Annotated in this window: 17 protein-coding genes; 11 read left to right on the forward strand and 6 right to left on the reverse strand. The window is 69.0% G+C overall.

The features are described from left to right. Positions 1–41: 41 nt before the first annotated feature. Entirely contained in the window at positions 42–521 is a 480-nt protein-coding gene (locus D0D37_RS25360) for a MarR family winged helix-turn-helix transcriptional regulator (RefSeq protein ID WP_244223668.1), read from the forward strand. 26 nt (positions 522–547) lie between these two features. Beyond that, positions 548–1,537, forward strand: a complete 990-nt coding sequence (locus D0D37_RS25365) for a glutathione S-transferase family protein (protein ID WP_116203071.1) — start codon at positions 548–550, stop codon at positions 1,535–1,537. Positions 1,538–1,580: 43 nt separating this feature from the next. On the opposite strand, the gene D0D37_RS25370 is transcribed toward D0D37_RS25365, so the two are convergent. After that, on the reverse strand, positions 1,581–2,249 hold the full coding sequence (locus D0D37_RS25370; RefSeq protein ID WP_116203072.1) for an alpha/beta fold hydrolase: 669 nt from the start codon (positions 2,247–2,249) through the stop codon (positions 1,581–1,583). 267 nt (positions 2,250–2,516) lie between these two features. After that, the gene (locus D0D37_RS25380) at positions 2,517–5,579 is read right to left on the reverse strand and encodes an AfsR/SARP family transcriptional regulator (protein WP_116203073.1); all 3,063 of its coding nucleotides are present in this window, start codon (positions 5,577–5,579) and stop codon (positions 2,517–2,519) included. A gap of 117 nt (positions 5,580–5,696) precedes the next feature. Here D0D37_RS25380 and D0D37_RS25385 point away from each other — a divergent pair, with 117 nt between their 5' ends. Together D0D37_RS25385 and D0D37_RS25390 are read left to right on the forward strand one after the other, a co-directional pair. Beyond that, complete coding sequence (locus tag D0D37_RS25385) at positions 5,697–6,332, forward strand: TetR/AcrR family transcriptional regulator (RefSeq protein WP_116203074.1); 636 nt, start codon at positions 5,697–5,699, stop codon at positions 6,330–6,332. A gap of 1 nt (position 6,333) precedes the next feature. Next, on the forward strand, positions 6,334–6,630 hold the full coding sequence (locus tag D0D37_RS25390; protein WP_208720141.1) for a DUF6204 family protein: 297 nt from the start codon (positions 6,334–6,336) through the stop codon (positions 6,628–6,630). On the opposite strand, the gene kynU is transcribed toward D0D37_RS25390, so the two are convergent. After that, positions 6,605–7,894: a kynureninase gene (gene kynU, locus D0D37_RS25395; RefSeq protein WP_116203076.1), complete on the reverse strand. Its 1,290-nt coding sequence runs from the start codon at positions 7,892–7,894 to the stop codon at positions 6,605–6,607. The two genes, D0D37_RS25390 and kynU, sit on opposite strands and share 26 nt — an antisense overlap. Positions 7,895–8,075: 181 nt before the next feature. On the opposite strand from kynU, the gene D0D37_RS25400 reads away from it, so the two are divergent. The 4 genes from D0D37_RS25400 (at position 8,076) to D0D37_RS25415 (ending at position 11,886) form a co-directional block, all read left to right on the forward strand. Continuing rightward, entirely contained in the window at positions 8,076–9,440 is a 1,365-nt protein-coding gene (locus tag D0D37_RS25400; RefSeq protein WP_162834466.1) for an APC family permease, read from the forward strand. Beyond that, entirely contained in the window at positions 9,437–10,276 is an 840-nt protein-coding gene (locus D0D37_RS25405) for an MBL fold metallo-hydrolase (RefSeq protein WP_116203078.1), read from the forward strand. Before D0D37_RS25400 ends, D0D37_RS25405 begins: the two co-directional genes overlap by 4 nt. A 63-nt stretch (positions 10,277–10,339) precedes the next feature. Next, on the forward strand, positions 10,340–10,903 hold the full coding sequence (locus D0D37_RS25410) for a hypothetical protein (RefSeq protein WP_162834467.1): 564 nt from the start codon (positions 10,340–10,342) through the stop codon (positions 10,901–10,903). Next, positions 10,900–11,886 (forward strand): hypothetical protein, encoded by a 987-nt coding sequence (locus D0D37_RS25415; protein WP_116203080.1) that lies wholly within the window; start codon positions 10,900–10,902, stop codon positions 11,884–11,886. Before D0D37_RS25410 ends, D0D37_RS25415 begins: the two co-directional genes overlap by 4 nt. Positions 11,887–11,918: 32 nt before the next feature. Here the strand turns inward: D0D37_RS25415 and D0D37_RS25420 are convergent, their stop codons facing one another. Continuing rightward, positions 11,919–12,440: a GNAT family N-acetyltransferase gene (locus D0D37_RS25420; protein ID WP_208720142.1), complete on the reverse strand. Its 522-nt coding sequence runs from the start codon at positions 12,438–12,440 to the stop codon at positions 11,919–11,921. A 42-nt stretch (positions 12,441–12,482) separates the two neighbouring features. Here D0D37_RS25420 and D0D37_RS25425 point away from each other — a divergent pair, with 42 nt between their 5' ends. Together D0D37_RS25425 and D0D37_RS25430 are read left to right on the forward strand one after the other, a co-directional pair. Beyond that, positions 12,483–13,043: a helix-turn-helix domain-containing protein gene (locus tag D0D37_RS25425; protein WP_116203081.1), complete on the forward strand. Its 561-nt coding sequence runs from the start codon at positions 12,483–12,485 to the stop codon at positions 13,041–13,043. Positions 13,044–13,135: 92 nt separating this feature from the next. Next, the gene (locus D0D37_RS25430) at positions 13,136–14,536 is read left to right on the forward strand and encodes an MFS transporter (protein ID WP_116203082.1); all 1,401 of its coding nucleotides are present in this window, start codon (positions 13,136–13,138) and stop codon (positions 14,534–14,536) included. On the opposite strand, the gene D0D37_RS25435 is transcribed toward D0D37_RS25430, so the two are convergent. After that, positions 14,427–16,016, reverse strand: coding sequence for a DNA polymerase domain-containing protein (locus tag D0D37_RS25435; RefSeq protein ID WP_116203083.1), 1,590 nt, complete (start codon positions 16,014–16,016; stop codon positions 14,427–14,429). The two genes, D0D37_RS25430 and D0D37_RS25435, sit on opposite strands and share 110 nt — an antisense overlap. Before the next feature lie 17 nt (positions 16,017–16,033). Further along, on the reverse strand, positions 16,034–16,510 hold the full coding sequence (locus D0D37_RS25440) for a MarR family winged helix-turn-helix transcriptional regulator (RefSeq protein WP_116203084.1): 477 nt from the start codon (positions 16,508–16,510) through the stop codon (positions 16,034–16,036). Positions 16,511–16,594: 84 nt separating this feature from the next. On the opposite strand from D0D37_RS25440, the gene D0D37_RS25445 reads away from it, so the two are divergent. Next, positions 16,595–17,230, forward strand: coding sequence for an FMN-dependent NADH-azoreductase (locus tag D0D37_RS25445; RefSeq protein ID WP_116203085.1), 636 nt, complete (start codon positions 16,595–16,597; stop codon positions 17,228–17,230). Positions 17,231–17,450 lie beyond the last annotated feature (220 nt).

Raw genomic sequence — 17,450 nt, forward strand, 5'->3', positions numbered from 1 at the left:
CTGATTGCGCGAGCAAGTGTCGGATATACTCCCCCTCTGTGGTGAACAGAACCCCTCTGACCAGTGAAGAAGAGGCAGTGTGGCGTCCGCTGATGCGCGTCGTCACGATCCTGCCGAGGGCGCTCGACGACCAGTTCGCGCACGACAACGGCGTCTCTCTGACGGATTACACCGTGCTCGTGTCGCTCTCGGAAGCGCCCGAAGGCAGGCTGCGGCTCACCGATCTGGCGGAGGCCACGGCGCTGTCGCTGAGCCGGATCAGCCGGGTCGTGGAGGCCATGGTGCGCCGTGGCCTGGTGCGGAAGGTGAAGTGCCCGCAGGACCGCCGGGCCGCGCACGCGACGCTCACCGAACTGGGGCAGGCGAAGTTAGCCGCCGCGTATCCCGGGCATCTTGAACGGGTGCGTTCGTTCCTGTTCGACCACCTCTCGCCCGAGGAGGTCCGCGCCGCGGGCCCGATCCTCGCCCGGCTGGCTGCCGCTCTGGAGCCGCCGGACCGCGCGGCCTGCCCGGACGACTAGACCCGCCTCCCGACGAAAGGCTTCCGATGCCCGACCAGGGTGAGTTCAAGCGTGACACGAACTACATCTCCGACCGGATCACCGCCGACGGCCGCGACGGCTGGCCGGTGGAGCCGGACCGCTACCGCCTGGTGATCGCGCGCGCGTGCCCGTGGGCGAACCGCGCGTCGATCGTGCGCAGGCTGCTGGGTCTCGAAGAGGTGCTGTCGATGGGCCTGTGCGGCCCGACGCACGACGAGCGCAGCTGGACCTTCGACCTCGACCCCGGCGGCCGCGACCCGGTGCTCGGCATCGAACGGCTGCAGGAGGCGTTTTTCGCGCGGTACCCGGACTATCCGCGCGGGATCACCGTTCCGTCCATTGTGGATGTCCCCAGTGGACAGATCGTGACCAACGACTTCAAGCAGATCACCGTCGACCTGTCGCTGGAATGGGGTGCCTACCACCGGGACGGTGCTCCCGAGCTGTACCCGGAGCGGCTGCGCGACGAGATCGAGGACGTCGCGGAGAAGGTGTTCCGGGACGTGAACAACGGGGTGTACAAAGCGGGTTTCGCCACTTCGCAGGAGGCTTACGAAGAGGCTTACGCCGCGTTGTTCTCCCGGTTGGACTGGCTTTCCGAGCGGCTGGCGGGCCAGCGGTACCTGGTGGGAGACACGATCACCGAGGTGGACGTGCGGCTGTTCACGACGCTGGTCCGGTTCGACGCGGTGTACCACGGGCATTTCAAGTGCAACCGGCAGAAGCTCACGGAGATGCCGGTGCTGTGGGCGTACGCGCGGGATCTGTTCCAGACGCCCGGTTTCGGGGACACGATCGATTTCGGGCAGATCAAGGAGCACTACTACGTGGTGCACCGGAACGTGAACCCGACCGGGATCGTGCCGCTGGGGCCGGAGCTGGCGGGGTGGCTTACGCCGCATGGGCGCGAGGACCTGGGCGGGAGGCCGTTCGGGGACGGGACGCCGCCTGGAGCGCCGCCGGTGGGGGAGCGGGTTCCTGGGGTGGCCTCGTGAGTGCTAATCCCGGTTAGAACCGGGATTAGCACTCACGACCCCCTCAGCTCGCCGCGCTGAGAAGGATCCGCAGCAGCTCTTCCGGCGCGTCGCGCATCAGGTCGTGCTTGCTTTCCAGCCCGTGGACGTTCCACTGTGGATCGTCGAGGAGCGGCCGGTACGTCGGCTCGAACGGGGACCCGCCGTCCCAGATCCGGGCGTACACGTAGTCCCGGCGGCGGAACCGGCTCAGGTCCGCGTTCAGCCGGATCGACTGCAGCAGCGACGCCAGCGGGTGCGCCGACGCGCGCGGGTCGAAGAAGGGCAGCGGCGGCACGGAGTATCCGGTCTCGCCGACGCTCAGGTACCACTCGCGCTGCCGGTCGTCGGTCAACGTCCAGCAGGAGTCGCCGTTTTCCGGGACGAACGCGTCGAGGTACACCAGCGAGTCGACCAGTTCGGGCACCTGGTCGGCGGCACCGGTGATGACCATGCCGCCGTAGCTGTGGCCGACCAGCACGGCGCGTTCGACCTGCTCGGCCTGCATCGCGCGGACGACGTCCTCGATGTGGGTGTCGAGGTTGACCCCGGAGTGCAGGAGGTGCTGCCGCTCGCTGAGGCCGGTGAGCGTCAGCGGGAGCACGCGGTGGCCGCGGTCGCGCAGCTGGCCGGTCAGCCGGTCGAAGCACCAGCCACCGTGGCAGGCGCCGGGGACGAGGACGTAGGTGGTCATGGGCGCAACGCTAGAAGCAGCGCGGCGAGAAGTCCAAGAGCTGGTTCTTCCGTGATCCAGAAGTGCTGGTTATGCCGAGCGACGGTCAGTTCGTGCAGGCTCGGGATCGCGTTGCTCGGTTCGGTCGCGGCGTTCGTCGTCCGATGGCAGGGGCCGGGCCACGCGGAGGAAGCTGTCGTGACGGGTCTGCACGTCGCGATGGGCATCGCGGCGGTGCTCTGTGCGGGACTGGGAGTACTTGCGCTGCGGTGGCTTCCGAAGGATTCGTCAGCTGAGGACGTCGTGAGCGAGGGCGACCGGGTCGTCGACCGTGCCTGACGGTGCGGCTTGGACGGCGGCTTCGACGGCGGTCGCGTCCGGCAGGTCCAGATGAGGGCCGCCGCGGAGGCGGTGTGCGGCGGCCAAAAGATCGGCGGCTGCGACTGGGCGGCCCACCCGCAGCGCGTGATCGGCGATGCCCACGAGGATGATCGTCAGATACAGCACCTCACCGGCTTCCGCGGCCAAGGCGAGTGCTTCGCGGCGGCGGTCCCGAGCGGTGGCCAGGTCGCCGGTTTGGGCGTCTAGGTAGGCGTGCGAGTGCTGGATTACCGCACGGAACAACGGATGCGGGTCGGACTCGCTCAACATCGCTTCGGCGCGGTTCAGCTCCCGGCGGGATTCCGCCAGCTCACCGCGCCAGCGCGCCAGATCCGCTTTCGTCTGCGCCAGAAACGCGAGCGAATCCGGGAACGGCACACTCCGCACGTCGCGTTCGGCGGCGGCTACCGCGGCCGCTGCGGCTGCCTCGTCGCCGAGTTGCCAGAACAGGTGCGCTTGCCGTCCCCGGGCGAAGAGAACATCCTCGGCGGAACCGATTTCCGAGACGACTTGGATCGATTCCTCGTAGCAGGAAACGGCTTCCTCCAGCTCGCCGCGCCGGCCGACGACCTCGGCGAGGCTGTTCAGCGCCAGCGACATTCCCCAGCGTTCCCCGGTCAGCCGGAACAGCCGGACGGCCTCGCGGATGTCGGCTTCCTGCGCGGCCGGGTCGTGCCAGAGGTTCAGCTGCGTCCGCGCCCGGTGGAGCCGGGCGTGGGCGCGCAGCCACGGGTCCTCGTCGGCCAGCAACTCGTCCAATGTGGACTTGAGCGTGCTGCTGTCCGCGGTCTGCGTGAACACCGGGATGATGGATCGCAGCAAGGAATTCTTGCTGTCGCGGCTGAGTTCGAGTGCTTTGCGGCCCAAGACGTCGGCGGAAGTTTCGGAACTCATTCCGACGGTCAGCAGCAACGCGGCCATCGCGTACCCCATCGCGCGCAGTTCGCGGTCCACCTCGCCGGGCAACGCCAGCGCCGCCTCGATCAGCTCCTGCGCCTCGGTTTTGTGCCCGGTGAGCATCCAGAACCACGCGCACGACGTCACCAGCCGCAGCGACGTCGTGGCTTCACCAGCGGCAATGGCGCCGCGCGCCGCGGAGATCAGGTTGCCGTGCTCGGCGGCGAAACGCGCCAGCCATTCGATCTGCTCGGCCCGGCGCAGGTACTTGTCGCCAGTTTCGGCGAAGCAGGCGAACCATTCGGTGTGTGCCTGACGCAGTTCCTCGCGTTCGTCGGCCACGGTGAGCTGTTCCAGGCCGTACGCCTTGATCGTCTCGAGCATCCGGTAGCGCGGCTCGGTGTCCTCGGAGACGGTCAGTAGCGATTTGTCGACTAACGCGCTGAGCAGCTCGGAGGTGCCGCCGCAGACCGTTTCCGCTGCTGCCGCGGTCGCGCCGCCGGAGAAGACCGACAGCCGCCGCAGCAGTTGCCGTTCGTCCGGTTCCAGCAGATCCCAGCTCCAGTCGACCACCGCGCGCAGCGTGCGGTGCCGCGGCAGCGCGGTCCGGCTGCCCGCGGTGAGCAGCCGGAACCGGTCATCGAGCCGGGCCGCCAGCTGCGACACGGTCAGCGACCGCAGCCGGGCCGCGGCAAGCTCGACCGCGAGCGGCATTCCGTCGAGCGCCCGGCAAATCCGCACCACGTCGTCCACAGTGGAATCGTCGACGGTGAATCCTGGCCGCACGGCAGCGGCGCGGTCGGCCAACAGCCGTACCGAGGCGCACGACATCGCTTCGACGGGTGTCGCGCTTTCTGCGGGCAGGCTCAGCGGTTCGACTGGCCAGAGCGCCTCGCCGGTCACGGCAAGCGGTTCCCGGCTGGTCGCGAGAATGCGCAACCGCGGGCATTCGCCGAGCAGGTGTACGGCCAGCTCCGCGGCGGCTTCGATGACGTGCTCACAATTGTCGAGCACCAGCACCGCGTCCCGGTCGCGCAACGCCCTTGTCGCCCGCTCGCGCGGAGTGCCGCTGGCGAGCGCTCCGGTGTGCATCTGCTCGCGCAGGCCCAACGCGTCGAGCACGGCCTGCGGGACGTCCGCGCCGTTGGCGATCGGGGCCAGTTCGGCGAACCACACGCCGCCGCGTTCGGCCAGCAACTGCCGTCCGGTTTCCGTGGCCAGCCGGGTCTTTCCGGCTCCGCCGGGTCCGGTGAGCGTGGTAAGCCGGTACTCGCCGACCAGCTTCGTCACGCGGGTGACCTCGGTGGTCCGGCCGACGAAACTGGTCAGCCCGGCTCGCAGGTTCGTGCGCGCTTCGTTCTCGTCGGCCACCGTTTCGCGGAGAATTCTGGTGTGTGCGGCGGACAGTTCGGGCGCCGGATCGGCTCCGAGTTCGTCGGCCAGCGCCAGCCGGATCCGCGCGAACACCTGCAGGGCTTCGGCCGGTCGTCCGGCGGCTTGCAGCGAGAGCATCAGCGCCGCGGCCAGCCGTTCGCGCAGCGGGTGTTCGGCCAGCTGGATCGACAGCTCTTCCGCGAGATCCGCGCCGTGGCCCAGCCGGAGCACGGCTTCGGCGTACTCCTCGGTGGCGGAAAGCCGCAGTTCGTTCAGCCGCGCGATGTGGCCTTGGAAGAACTGCGCGTCGGAGACGTCGCCCAGCGCTGGGCCGCGCCACAAGCCGAGCGCCTCGCGCAGCAGCACGACTCGCTTTTCGTCGGGTGCTGTCCTGGCCACGGTGACTAGTTCCTCGAACCGCGCCGCGTCCACGGTCGCCTCGGGCAGCCGGTAGCCGGACGGCGTGGAATCGAGGCGCGTGCCGATCCGGCGGAGCCGTGAGACGAGCGCCTGCAGCGCGTTGGCCGTGGCCGGCGGACGCGTGCCCCAGACAGCGTCGACCAGCCGCCCGGCCGACACGACCCGGCCGGGCTCCAGCGCGAGGGCGCTCAGCAGCGTCCGCAATCGGGCGCCGGTGATCTCGACTGCGGCACCGTCGTCGTTCCGGACCTCCAGCGGGCCCAGCAAGCCGATCCGCACCTCGTCGATGATGCCGCGTCCGAGGCTGTCCGTCCTCCGGGATCTCCCCGATATCCAGCAGCCTCGCGAAGAGAAATGGAGTCGACACCAAGTTTGGAGTCTGCTTCACTCTTCGGCGTGGGACTTCGGGAATGGAAGAAGCAGGAGACGGTGCGGCGTATCGCGGAAACCGCGCTGCGCCTGTTCGTCGAGCGCGGATTCGACGCGGTGACGATCGCCGAGGTGGCCGAGGCCGCCGACGTCGCGGTCAACACGGTCTACAACCACTTCCGCGTCAAGGAAGACCTGGTGCTGCCGCCCTCCGAAGCCTCGGCCGGGCGGCTGGCCGGGATCGTTCGGGCGCGTGGGGCGGGAGTGTCCGCGGCGCGTGCGGTGCTGGACCACCTGCGCAGCGAGATCCAGCAGCGCTCGCGGACGATCGGGCTGAGTCCGGGGTTCGGCCGCGTGCTGCCGATGATGCTGGCCGCGCCCACGCTCGCCGCCCGGCTGCAGGAACTCGGCCAGCAGATGATCGCCGAACTCGCCGACCTGCTGACTGCGGAAACCGAAGCGGCGCAAGCGGATCCGGTGCCCGGTCTGGTCGCCGCGCAGATCGGCTGGGTGCACAGCTTGCTGTACGGCGAGATCGGCAAGCGCACCGTCGCCGGCGAGCGGCCGGACGACATCGCGGAGGCGGCGTTGACGCTCCTCGACGCGGTAGAAGGCCTGCTCAGCGAACGAGTACTGACTTATGCGACCCGGAAGGACACCTGACATGGACGCGTTCCGCGTGATCATCCGCGGCAAGTTCGACGCTCTCGACGAGAGTGCGCGCGCCGCGCTGGAGGGCAAGACCGACGTCGCCTTCACCGAGGAAGGCACCTTCAGCTACGACGTCAACGCGACGGCGTTCACCTTCCGCTGCCAGGTCCCGGCCAGCCCGGACGACGACGAGCGCGCGGCGAAAGACGGTGCGGTCGCCGCGTTGGCCGCGCACGGGCTGCCGTATCGGGACCTGAACTATGCGGTCACCGATCTGCGGGCGATCAAGATCCGGCGGAAGAAGCGTTAACGACGTCCGCCAGTGCGGTCGCTGCGCGCCAGCAGTCGTGGAAGGTGGAGTACATCGGCACTGGCGCGAGGCGGATGACGTCAGGGCGGCGCGCGTCCGCGATGACTCCGTGCTGGGTGCGCAGCGCGGCGCTGACGGCGTCGGCGTCTAAACCGTGCAGCCGGACGGAAAGCTGCGCTCCCCGGCGGTCCGGGTCGCGGGGCGTGAGCACCTCCATCGGACGACCCGCGCAGGTCTCGGCAAGGAGCGTCTCTAGGTAGCTGGTCAGTCGGATGCTCTTGGCGCGCAAGGCATCCATGCCCACCGCGTCGAACATCTCCAACGCGGCTCGCACCGGGGCCATGGCGAGGATCGGCGGGTTCGACAGCTGCCACGCGTCGGCGGAATCGACCGGCGTCACCGTCGGCTGCATCCGGAACCGCACGTCCGGGTCGGTGCTCCACCAACCCGCCAGCTTCGGCAGGGAACGGTCCGCGAGATGCCGTTCGTGCACGAATGCCCCGGCGATCGCGCCCGGTCCGCTGTTGAGGTACTTGTAGGTGCACCAGGCGGCCCAGTCGACGCCCCAGTCGTGCAGCCGCAGCGGCACGTTGCCCGCCGCGTGTGCGAGATCCCAGCCGACGACCGCTCCGGCGGCGTGCCCAGCGCGGGTGATCGCCGGGATGTCGAGGAATTCCCCGCTGTAGTAGTTGACCCCGCCCAGCAGGACGAGCGCGACCCGGTGCCCGTGCTCGGCGAGCCAGCCGGCGACGTCCTCGCTGCGCAACGTCGATTCCCCGGGACGCGGCGAAAGCCGGATGACCGCTTCGTCCGGGTCGTAACCGTGGAACGCGACCTGGCTGCGCACCGCGTAGCTGTCGGAGGGGAAGGCGGTGTCCTCGATGACGATCGCGTGCCGCTCCGGGGTCGGCCGGTAGAAGCTGACCATCATCAAGTGCAGGTTGACCGTCAGCGAGTTCATCATCACGACCTCGGCGGGCCGCGCGCCGACAAGCCGCGCCGCCGGATCGCGCAGTTGCTGGTGGTACGAAACCCACGGACGCTCGGCCTCGCCGTGCCCCTCGACGCCGAGCCGGGCCCAGTCGGCGAGTTCCGCGTCCAGCGCGGCGCGCGTCGCGATCGGTTGCAGGCCAAGGGAGTTCCCGGCGAAGTAGGCCGTCTCGGCGTAGCCGCCGCCGGTCGCGGGCGGGACGTGGAACTGTGCCCGCGACGTCGGCAACGGGTCCTGAGCGTCGAGATCGCGGGCAGCCGCCTCGGTTGTCATGGGGAACTCCGCAATGTCGGACGGATACGCGGGCTCCTCATCGTTCTTGCCGGACGTCATGCCCGTCCAATGCCTGATTCGCTCGTTCCCATGCCTTCCCGGCTATACCGGAGGTATTCCCGGACGGCTATGCCGCGGCGGGCATTCGGTATTTCCGCACCGCCGCGGATTGGGTCACGCTGTGCCGATCGACAACGGCCAGCAGAAGGCAGTGATCACGATGCCGACCGAACCCGTAGACGCGAACCTCAAGCGAAGCATCTCCCTCTTCCAAGCCGTCGGAGTCTCCTTTCACCAGGTAGTCGGCGGCGGGGTCGTCGCATTGATGGGCACGGCCATCGCGCTGACTGGGGCCGGCGCGCCGATCGCCTTCGCCATCGCGGCGCTCGCGGTGATCGTCTATTCGCTGCCGATCGCGTCCCTCGGCAGCGCGATGCCGGTCACCGGCGGCCGCTACACCTACGCCGCGCGGCTGGTCTCGCCCGCCGCCGGATTCGCGTCGATGTGGTTGTCCGCCGTGTCGGTCATCCAGCTCAGCCTGATGGCGCTGGCCGGGGCCAACTACGTCAGCGCGCTCGTGCCGGGAGTTCCGGTCCGGCCGTTGGCGATCGCCCTGATCACGGTGTTCTTCCTGACGAACCTGGCGGGCGCGACGTTCTCCAGTCGGGTCGGCATCGTGCTCGCGGTAGTCATGCTCGCCGCCTTCCTGCTGTACGGGATCGCGGGCGCCGGGCAGGTGCGGTGGAGCGAGTTCGGGAACCTGACCCCGCACGGTATCGGCGGCTTGCTCAACGCGGCGGCCATGCTCACGTTCGCTACCACGGGCGCCTTTCTCATCGCCGACATCGGCGGCGAGATGAAGCGGCCGGGACGCGACATCCCGCTCTCCGTCGTCGGCGGCACGCTCGTCGCGGCGGTGATCTATGTGGTCGTGGCGATCCCGTCGGTGGGGGTGCTCGGGGCGGAGGCGTCCGCGGGCAAGCCGATGTCCGACGTCGCTCGCCACATCCTGTCCCCAGGCGGTTTCGCGTTCTTCATCCTGGGCGGCGCGATGGCGTCGGTGATCGGGCACATCAATTCGCTGCTGCTGGCCGCGACGAAACCCGTGCTGGCCGCGACCGGGGACGGCTGGCTGCCTGCCGGGCTCGGCGCGGTGAACCGCAGGTTCGGCACCCCGCACTGGCTGCTGGCGATCCTGTATTTGATCGGCGTGGTCCCGGTGCTCGCCGGGTTCAGCGTCGCGAACATCGCGGCCATGACGTCGATCGTCACCGGGCCGTTGCTGACCCTGCTGATCATCGCGTCGTGGCGGGTGCGCCGGTTGCGACCGGACCTGCACGCGACGGCTCCGTTCCGGATGCGCCGGAGGACGCAGGCCGTGCTGTCCGTGCTCGGCGTCGCGATCCTGGCAGGGCAGACTTGGTTGCTGCTCAAGCAGATCACCCTGTCCGCGCTCCTCGCGCTGGCAGCCTGGAGCGTGCTGGGGCTGGTCGTGTGGCTGACCCGCCGTTCTGCTTCCGTCAACCTCGAAAGCGAGTATGTATGACCACGCAACTGATCCTTCTCGGCACGGCGGGCGGTCCCGCTCCGAAACGCACCCGGAGCGCTCCGGCGCAGGCGATCGTCGTCAACGGAGCCACCTACGTGATCGACTGCGGCAACGGAGTGGCCCGGCAGCTGGTGCTCGCGGGGATCCCGCTGGACTCGCTGCGCGCGGTCGGCATCACCCACCACCATTCCGACCACAACGCCGACTACGGCAATCTCTACCTGCTGGCCTGGGCCGCCAACTTGGAACGGCGGGTGCCCGCGTTCGGCCCGCCGCCGCTAGCGGAGATGACCCAGCACTTCCTGGCGATGAACCGCTTCGACATCGACACCCGGGTCGCTGACGAAGGCTTGCGTCCGTTGGACCAACTGCTCGATCCGCGCGAGATCGCGGCGGACGGCGTGGTCTTCGAGGACGAGAACGTACGGATCACCGCGGCTCGCGTGGACCACCCGCCGATCGTCGACGCCTTCGCCTACCGCATCGACACCGCGGACCGGTCCATCGTGATTTCCGGCGACACCGCGCCGTGCGAGAACCTGGTGCGGCTCGCTGACGGTGCGGATGTGCTGGTGCACGAGGTCATGTACGTCCCGGCGGTCGACGCGATGGTGAGCCAGTACAACGGCACGACGCTGCGGGACCATCTGCTGGCGAGCCACACCAGCGTCGCGCAGGTCGGGGCGCTGGCCAAGGAAGCGGGCGTCGGGACTCTCGTGCTGTCGCATTTCGTCCCGACCGACGCGGACATTCCCGACGAGGTCTGGCGCGAGCACGCCGCGGCCGGGTTCGACGGCGAGGTCGTCGTCGGCCGGGACCTGCTGCGCCTCTGACCGGATCCGGCCGAAGTCGCGTCGTTCCCCGGGTTCGGTGCGTTTCGTACCTACAGTGGCGAGGTGACTACGCCCGCAGAGGATCAACGCGACCACGTGATGGCGCGCGCGTCCGCGCTCCGCCGTGAGCTTCGCGCGGGTCTGGCGCAGCTGCCGGACCAGGGCGACGACGAACGCACGCAGACGCTCGACGCCCTGGTCGAACGGGCGGAGGCGCTGCTGAGCACCGAGAAGGAAGTCGACGCCGCCGTCGAGGAGGTGCGGCTCGCCCGGCTGGAAGCGAAGCGCGGCAAGGTGCAGCGGACGACGCTGTACCTGGCGATCGCGCCGGTCGCCGTCGCGATGGTGAGCGGCGCGATGATGCTGTTCGGCGCGCTCAACGCGGTCTGCCTGCTGCTCGCGTTCCCGTTGCTGGGTGCCGGGCTGCGGATCGCGTTCGGGCCGCTCGGGCCGACGCCGCTGATGGTCAACCGGCGGCAGCGCGCGGCGTACAGCGGGGTCCTGGCCGCGATCTTCACCGCGGTCGCGCTCATCGGCGCCGGGCCGACCGCCCAGCCGATCGTGGTCATCCTGGCGGCGCTCACCACGGTGGCCACCGTGGCGTTTCTGGTGCGGGAGGCGCGGTGACCTACTCCGAGTACTACCGCGACACCGAGTACTACCCGGCTGAGGAAGGCCCCGAGACCGATCCGGAGCTGCTCGCCCTCACCGACACCGTCGGCGGGATGCAAGAGACCGTCGATGATCTGGAAAACCGAACCGGCCGCGAGCTTTCCGAATTGCGCGAGACCGTCGAATCGTTCACCGAAACGCATTCCCGGCACGAAACCCGCCTGGACCACACCGCCCGGCAGCTCGAACGGCTCCGGCAGCGGTTGCTGGTGCTCGAACGTGCGGTGCGCGTGTCGGAGAAGGTCCCGGTAGTCGACCTGGACGACGTCGGCCCGCGAGTGCGGCAGCTCGCGGCGGAGGCGGAACGGCGGCACAGCCTCGCCGCGCAACTGCTCACGCCGAGCCAGCGCCGACCGTACGAAGAGGACGTCGCGCGGCTGCCTCAAGCGCGGAAAGCGTTGGCGGAGAGCGAAGTAGCGTTGATCGGTGTGCTGGAGGTGCTGGCGAAAGCCGAGCGCGACACGCCGGAACGGGACGACGCGGAGTCGCGACTGTCCGAAGTGGTCGCTCGCCGCCGTGGTGTGCTGGACCGTCAGTTGCCTGCCGCGCAGCAGGATGCCGAAGCGGCGCACCAGCTTCTGGCCGCGGACGAGGTGACGCGGACCCGGGTGCTGCCGCAGATCGAGAAGTGCGAACGGGACTGGGAAGAGCTGCATTCCCGGCTGCGCGAGCGGATCACCGAGGCGATCGGGTCGAGCGCGCTGCTGCCGGTGTGGTTCACGCACGCGTTCGGCGTCGCGCCGCCTTCGGGAGCGGCAGGGGACAAGTGGATTCGCGCGGCGACGTCGGCGCTGGCGTACCGGGTGACGCACGGCGTGGTCGATCCCGCGCTGCCGCTGGGGGAGCCGCCGCCGTCGGACACGGACTGGACGGAACCGAAGTGGTCCTGGCGGGCCCGGCTCGAGCACGACATCGAGGAACTCGACTTGGGCTCGTGAGTGGCAATCCCGGTTCTAACCGGGATTGCCACTCACGAGGGCTCCTCCGGCGGGGCGTCGGTGGCGGGCGCGAGGTCCCGCTGCATCCAGGTCACGTCGCGCCACGCGCCGTGCTTCCAGCCGATCCGCCGCCAGGTCCCGATGAGTTCGAAGCCCATCGCTTTATGCAGCCCAACACTCGGCTCGTTCGGCTGCGTCATCCCGGCCACCGCCGTCCGCAAACCGCGTTCGGCCAGTCGGGCGAAAAGGGCTTCGTACAAAGCTTTCCCGCCACCCGCCCGGCGACGGTCCTGGGCCAGGTACACACTCACCTCGCACGACCAGCGGTAGGCGGCGCGCTCCTTGTACGGGCTGCCGTACGCATACCCGACCACCGCGCCGTCGATTTCCAGCACCAGCCACGCGTACGACTTCGTCGCCCTCGCGATGCGGGCCGCCATTTCGGTCGGGGTCGGGGGTTCGGTCTCGAAGGTGATCGCGGTTTCCCGGACGTACGGCGCGTAGATCGCCGCGCAGGCTTCGGCGTCCCGTTCTTCGGCAGGTCGGATCAACATGTTCACGATAGTAGACATGATCCGCTGCTATAGTCGATAGCTGTGACCGATCCCCTCTCCGCCTCGCTCGCCGCGGCGGTGCGCGAAGCCCGTCAGGACCGCGAACTCTCGGCGGGCACGCTCGCCGAACGCTCCGGCGTTTCCCGCGCCATGATCGGGAAAATCGAACGCGGCGAGGCGCAGCCGACGGCCGTGCTGCTGAGCAGGCTCGCCGCCGCGCTCGGGCTCTCGCTGTCCGAACTGGTGGCCCGCGCGGAGGGTGACGACGACCGCCGCCTCGCTCGCCGGGACGATCAGGCGACCTGGCAGGACCCGGTCACCGGCTACGTGCGCCGTGCGGTTTCGCCGCCGGGGCGCGGGGCGACCGAACTCGTCGAAGTCGACCTGCCGCCCGGCGCGAAAGCCGGTTTCCCGGCGGTGTCCTACGTCTTCGCCGACCATCAGATCTGGGTGCTGTCCGGCCAATTGCGGTTCCACGAAGGCGAAGTGGTGCACGAACTCGCCGAGGGCGACTGCCTCCAGCTGGGCCGCCCGGTCGACTGCGCGTACGAGAATCCCGGGACGCAGCCGTGCCGCTATCTGGTGGTGCTCACCAAGCGCTGAGTGTGACGCATTTCACTCCCGATTTGTCTGATTACGGGGGTCTCCCGCCCGGAGATGATGCGACCGCATAACGCATCCGGGAGGAGAAGCGAGTGGGTTCGTGGCGCGAATTGGGAGCGCACTTCAGCACGGCGGTCGTGCTGGCCGCCGGCGTGCTCGTCGGCGCGGTCAACATCTATGTGGCGGCAAGCCTTTTGCCGACCGCGGTCGCCGACATCGGCGGGGAACGGCTCTACGCGTGGAACATGACGGCGTTCCTGGTCGCCCAGGTCGTCGCGACGATGTTCGTCAGCCGGGCGCTCGCCCGGCTGGGCAACGCGGCGGCGTACTATCTCGGGTTCGGCGTTTTCGCGGCGGGCTCGGTGCTCTGCGCGGTGAGCCCGGCGATGCCGGTGCTGCTGGCCGGTCGCGGGGTGCAGGGACTGGGCGCGGGATTGCTGACCGGACTCGGGTTCGCGGTGATTCATTCGGCGCTGCCGCAACACTTGTGGGCGCGGGGGAGCGCGTTGATCTCGGCGATGTTCGGCGTCGGCAACCTCGTCGGCCCGGCGCTCGGCGGGCTGTTCGCGCAGTTCGGTTCGTGGCGAGTGGCGTTCGTCGTGCTGGCCGTCGCCGCGGTCGTGATCGCGGCGCTGGTACCGCGTGCGCTTCCGCGTAGCGAACGAAGCGGCGAGACGGTCCCGGTGCCGACCTTCGCGCTGGTGGCCGTCGTGGGCGCGGTCGGGGCGGTGAGCGTCGCCGGAATTTTGACGAACGTCGTCGCGATGGCGGCGTTCATCGTGGTGGGATTCGCTTTCATCGCGGCGTTTCTGCTCGTCGAGAAGCGCGCTGCGATCCGCGTGCTGCCCGCGGAGACCTACGAGTCCGGCTCGTCGCTGAGGTGGATCTACCTGACCATCATGTGCCTCGCGGCCGGGGTGTCGGTGGAATCGTTCCTGCCGCTGTTCGGCCAGCACCTCGGCGGATTACCGCCTGCCGCAGCGGGATTCTTCTCCGCCGCACTGTCGTTCGGCTGGTCTGCGGGGCAGATCGTTAGCTCGTCGGCCCGTCGGGTCCGGCTGCTCTGTCTGGCCGGACCAACGCTGCTGGCGGTCGCGTTCATTGTGCTTGCCTTGCTGCAGCAGGAAAACGCTTCAGTGCTGGCGTGGCTGGTCGTGCTCCTCGCCGGTGGCACCGGAATCGGCATCGCCATGCCGCACCTGTCGGTCGCGGCAATGGCCAGCGGTCAGCAAGCAGCGGCCGCGATCGCGACCGTGCTGACGATGGCGACCGCGTTCGGTGCCTCGATCGCCGGTCTGCTGGTGAACTTGGGCGCACCGTCGATGGTGACGTCCGCGCGCTACCTGCTGATCGGCTTCGCTGTCGTGGCCGCGGCGGGGATTTTCACGACAGCTGCGGCAGGTGTTGGTGCAGGTCGAGCAGTTGAGCGAACGGATCTCCCGTCTTCGCCACGCGATCGAGCACCGTCCGGATCGTCCACCGATCCGGAGTGAGGTCGGGGTCGTCGAGTTCGTCCCACTCCAGCGGGACGGACACCGGCGCCCCCGGCTTCGGCCGCACGCTGTACGGCGCGACAAGGGTTTTATTCAGCACGTTCTGCGTGTAGTCGAGCCGTGCCAGCCCGCCGCGGCGATCCTTGTGCCACGCCCAGCTCACCAGGTCCGGCACGATCTTGCCGATCGACTTCGACACGGTTTCCGCCCACGCCCGGGTCTCGGCGTACGTATACCGCGGCTCGACCGGCACCCAGATCTGAATGCCGCGCTGCCCGGTCGTCTTCGGCCGCCCGACGAGCCCGAAGTGGTCGAGCGCGGTGCGGTGCAGGCGGGCGAGCGCGAGCACGTCGTCGAACGACGTCTCCGAACCGGGGTCGATGTCGAACAGCAGCCAGGTCGGATGCTCGACGTCGGACGTGCGCGACGTCCAGGCGTGCAGTTCCAGCGCGGCGAAATTGGCCAGCCAGGCCAGATCCGCGACGCCCGACGGCACGAGGTAATGGTGCACGTCGCCAGGGTCGGCTCCTTCGTAATTCCAGCGATGCAGCCACTCCGGCGCGTGGTCGGGTACTTCCTTGTGCCAGAAGCCGGGCTTGTCGACCCCGCCGGGGAACCGGTTGGTGTTGAGCGCGCGACCGGCGAGGTAGGGGAGCATCGTCGGCGCGATCCGGGTGTAGTACTCGATCAACTCGCGTTTGGTGATCGGCGCTTCGCCCTCGCGACCGGGAATCAACGTCTTGTCGAGATTGGTGACCTTCAACTGTCGCCCGGCGACCGTCCACGCACCTTGCTTGCCCAGGTCTCGCAGCGCGGCAAGCTCCTCCTCCGACGCCGGCTCGAACACCGGATGCAGCGGTACTTCCGCCTCGGTCGCAGGCAAATCGCCCCGCCACAACGCGGGCGGCGCCGCAGCGATCTCGTCATTGGTGAGCCCGCTTTTCACCGACTTCGGATGATCCTCGGCATCCCAGCCCGCCGTGGCGTGGTCATCCTGCTTATGCAGCAGAAACCACTGCTTCCCGTCGCCGTCGCGCTTCGGATGGATCAACACGAAGCGCCCAGCCAGCTTCTCGCCGTACAGATCGAAATGCAGGTTCCCGTCCGCGAGCGCCTGCTCAGGATCGTCGGTGTCGACCGGCTCCCAGCGCCCGCGGTCCCACACGATCACGTCCCCGCCGCCGTACTCGCCGTGCGGGATCACGCCCTCGAAATCGGCGTACTCCAGCGGATGGTCCTCCACGTGCACAGCCATCCGCCGCGCCTTCGGATCGAGCGTCGGCCCCTTCGGCACCGCCCAGCTGACCAGCACGCCACCCAGTTCGAGCCGGAAGTCGTAATGCTTCCGCCGCGCCCGATGCCGCTGCACGACGAACCGGTAACCAGGCTCTTTGGGAGCGTTCGCACCAGACGGCTCGTCGGTCTTCGCGAAGTTGCGCATCGCGCGGTACTTCGCGAGCCGCTCAGCGGCACCGTCCATTCGCTGCCCCCTCCCCGTCAGCAGGCCGGAGGTTCCTCCGTGCAAGAGCTGCTGTCGACCGTCCCGGAAGCCGCTTGCAACAGCAAGTTGTAGAGCTGTTCCCGCTGGTCAGGGTCGAGCGCCGCGAAGACCTCGTCCTCGACCGCCGCAAGCGCCGCCTCGGCCCGGGCCAGCTCCTTCGCGCCGCGCTCGGTCAACACGACGACGTGCCGCCTGCGATCCTCCGGCGAACGCCGCCGCTCGATCAACTGGTCAGCCTCGAGGTCGTTGAGCAGGCCGACGACGTTGGTGCTGTCCATCTCGAGGATGTGCGCGAGGGACTGCTGAGTACTGGACCCGCGGGTCTGAAGGACGGTCAGCGCGATCAAATGCCGAGGCCGCAGCCCGAACGGCGCGAGCACGGATTCCGCGCGCATGCGGATCCGGCGCGCGAAGTGCTCGAGCAACGCACCAGACCTGCGCGGAGCCTGGGCGACGAGCGGCAGCGGAGCCATCTGTCCATCCTACGAGACGATCCGGGTAGCTGCCGTGCTATAAATGGTTTGTCTAACGCAAATTATCTACGGACGGTCATCGACATGGCACACCTGCTGCACCTCGACTCCAGCATCAACGGCGACCGCTCGGTAAGCCGCAAACTCAGCGCCCGTGCTGCTCAAGCCTGGCGCGCAGCCCACCCCGACGGAACGGTGACCTACCGAGATCTCGGCGCGGACCCAGTCCCGCACCTGGACCCCCTGGCCTGGGAAGCCCGCTTCATCCCGTCGTCCGAGCGCACCGCAGCCCACCGCGCAGCCGCACAAATCGGCGAGACCTTGGCGGCGGAGGTACTGGCCGCGGACACCGTCCTGCTGGGCCTGCCGCTCTACAACTACGGCGCACCCAGTTCGGTGAAAGCCTGGGTAGACCGCGTGATCGCCGCCGCAGGAGACGACCCGTCAGCACTGGGCGCCGGCCGGGAACTCCTGGTCCTGGCCAGCCGCGGCGGAGGCTACGGAGAAGGCGCCCCGCGGCACGGTTGGGACCACGCAGAAGGCTGGCTGCCGCACGGCCTCTCCCTGACTGGCCTTGAGCCGCGCTTCATCACGGCGGAATTCACCATGGCAGACGTCAACCCCGCGTTGGCCGACTTCCGCTCGCACGCCAAGGAAAGCCTGGCCGCAGCGGAACGAGAAATCGACGCCCTCTGGACCCCCGCCACCGCCACCCACTGACTGCCCGAAGTCCGTGAAGGGCTCCTTGAGGGAATCTGATTCCCTCAAGGAGCCCTTCACGGCTTTCGGGCGGCGGCGATGGTCCGTGAGGGGAACCTTCACGGACTCTGATTCCCTCAGGGTTCCCCTCACGACCCTCACGACCCGCGCGGCCCGCGACCCACGCGATGCCGTGAGGGGCCCCTTCACGGACTCGCGTGGGTCGCGGGCCGCGCGGGTC

This window comes from Amycolatopsis circi (assembly GCF_003385235.1).
Taxonomy (GTDB): domain Bacteria; phylum Actinomycetota; class Actinomycetes; order Mycobacteriales; family Pseudonocardiaceae; genus Amycolatopsis; species Amycolatopsis circi.

What these genes read in the sequence shown, in the direction of transcription:
- D0D37_RS25365 (WP_116203071.1), top strand. Translation starts at nt 548, where the DNA reads ATGCCCGACCAGGGTGAGTTCAAGCGTGACACGAACTACATCTCCGAC.
- D0D37_RS25370 (WP_116203072.1), bottom strand. Translation starts at nt 2,249, where the DNA reads ATGACCACCTACGTCCTCGTCCCCGGCGCCTGCCACGGTGGCTGGTGC.
- D0D37_RS25390 (WP_208720141.1), top strand. Translation starts at nt 6,334, where the DNA reads ATGGACGCGTTCCGCGTGATCATCCGCGGCAAGTTCGACGCTCTCGAC.
- kynU (WP_116203076.1), bottom strand. Translation starts at nt 7,894, where the DNA reads ATGACAACCGAGGCGGCTGCCCGCGATCTCGACGCTCAGGACCCGTTG.
- D0D37_RS25405 (WP_116203078.1), top strand. Translation starts at nt 9,437, where the DNA reads ATGACCACGCAACTGATCCTTCTCGGCACGGCGGGCGGTCCCGCTCCG.
- D0D37_RS25420 (WP_208720142.1), bottom strand. Translation starts at nt 12,440, where the DNA reads ATGTTGATCCGACCTGCCGAAGAACGGGACGCCGAAGCCTGCGCGGCG.
- D0D37_RS25435 (WP_116203083.1), bottom strand. Translation starts at nt 16,016, where the DNA reads ATGGACGGTGCCGCTGAGCGGCTCGCGAAGTACCGCGCGATGCGCAAC.
- D0D37_RS25440 (WP_116203084.1), bottom strand. Translation starts at nt 16,510, where the DNA reads ATGGCTCCGCTGCCGCTCGTCGCCCAGGCTCCGCGCAGGTCTGGTGCG.
- D0D37_RS25445 (WP_116203085.1), top strand. Translation starts at nt 16,595, where the DNA reads ATGGCACACCTGCTGCACCTCGACTCCAGCATCAACGGCGACCGCTCG.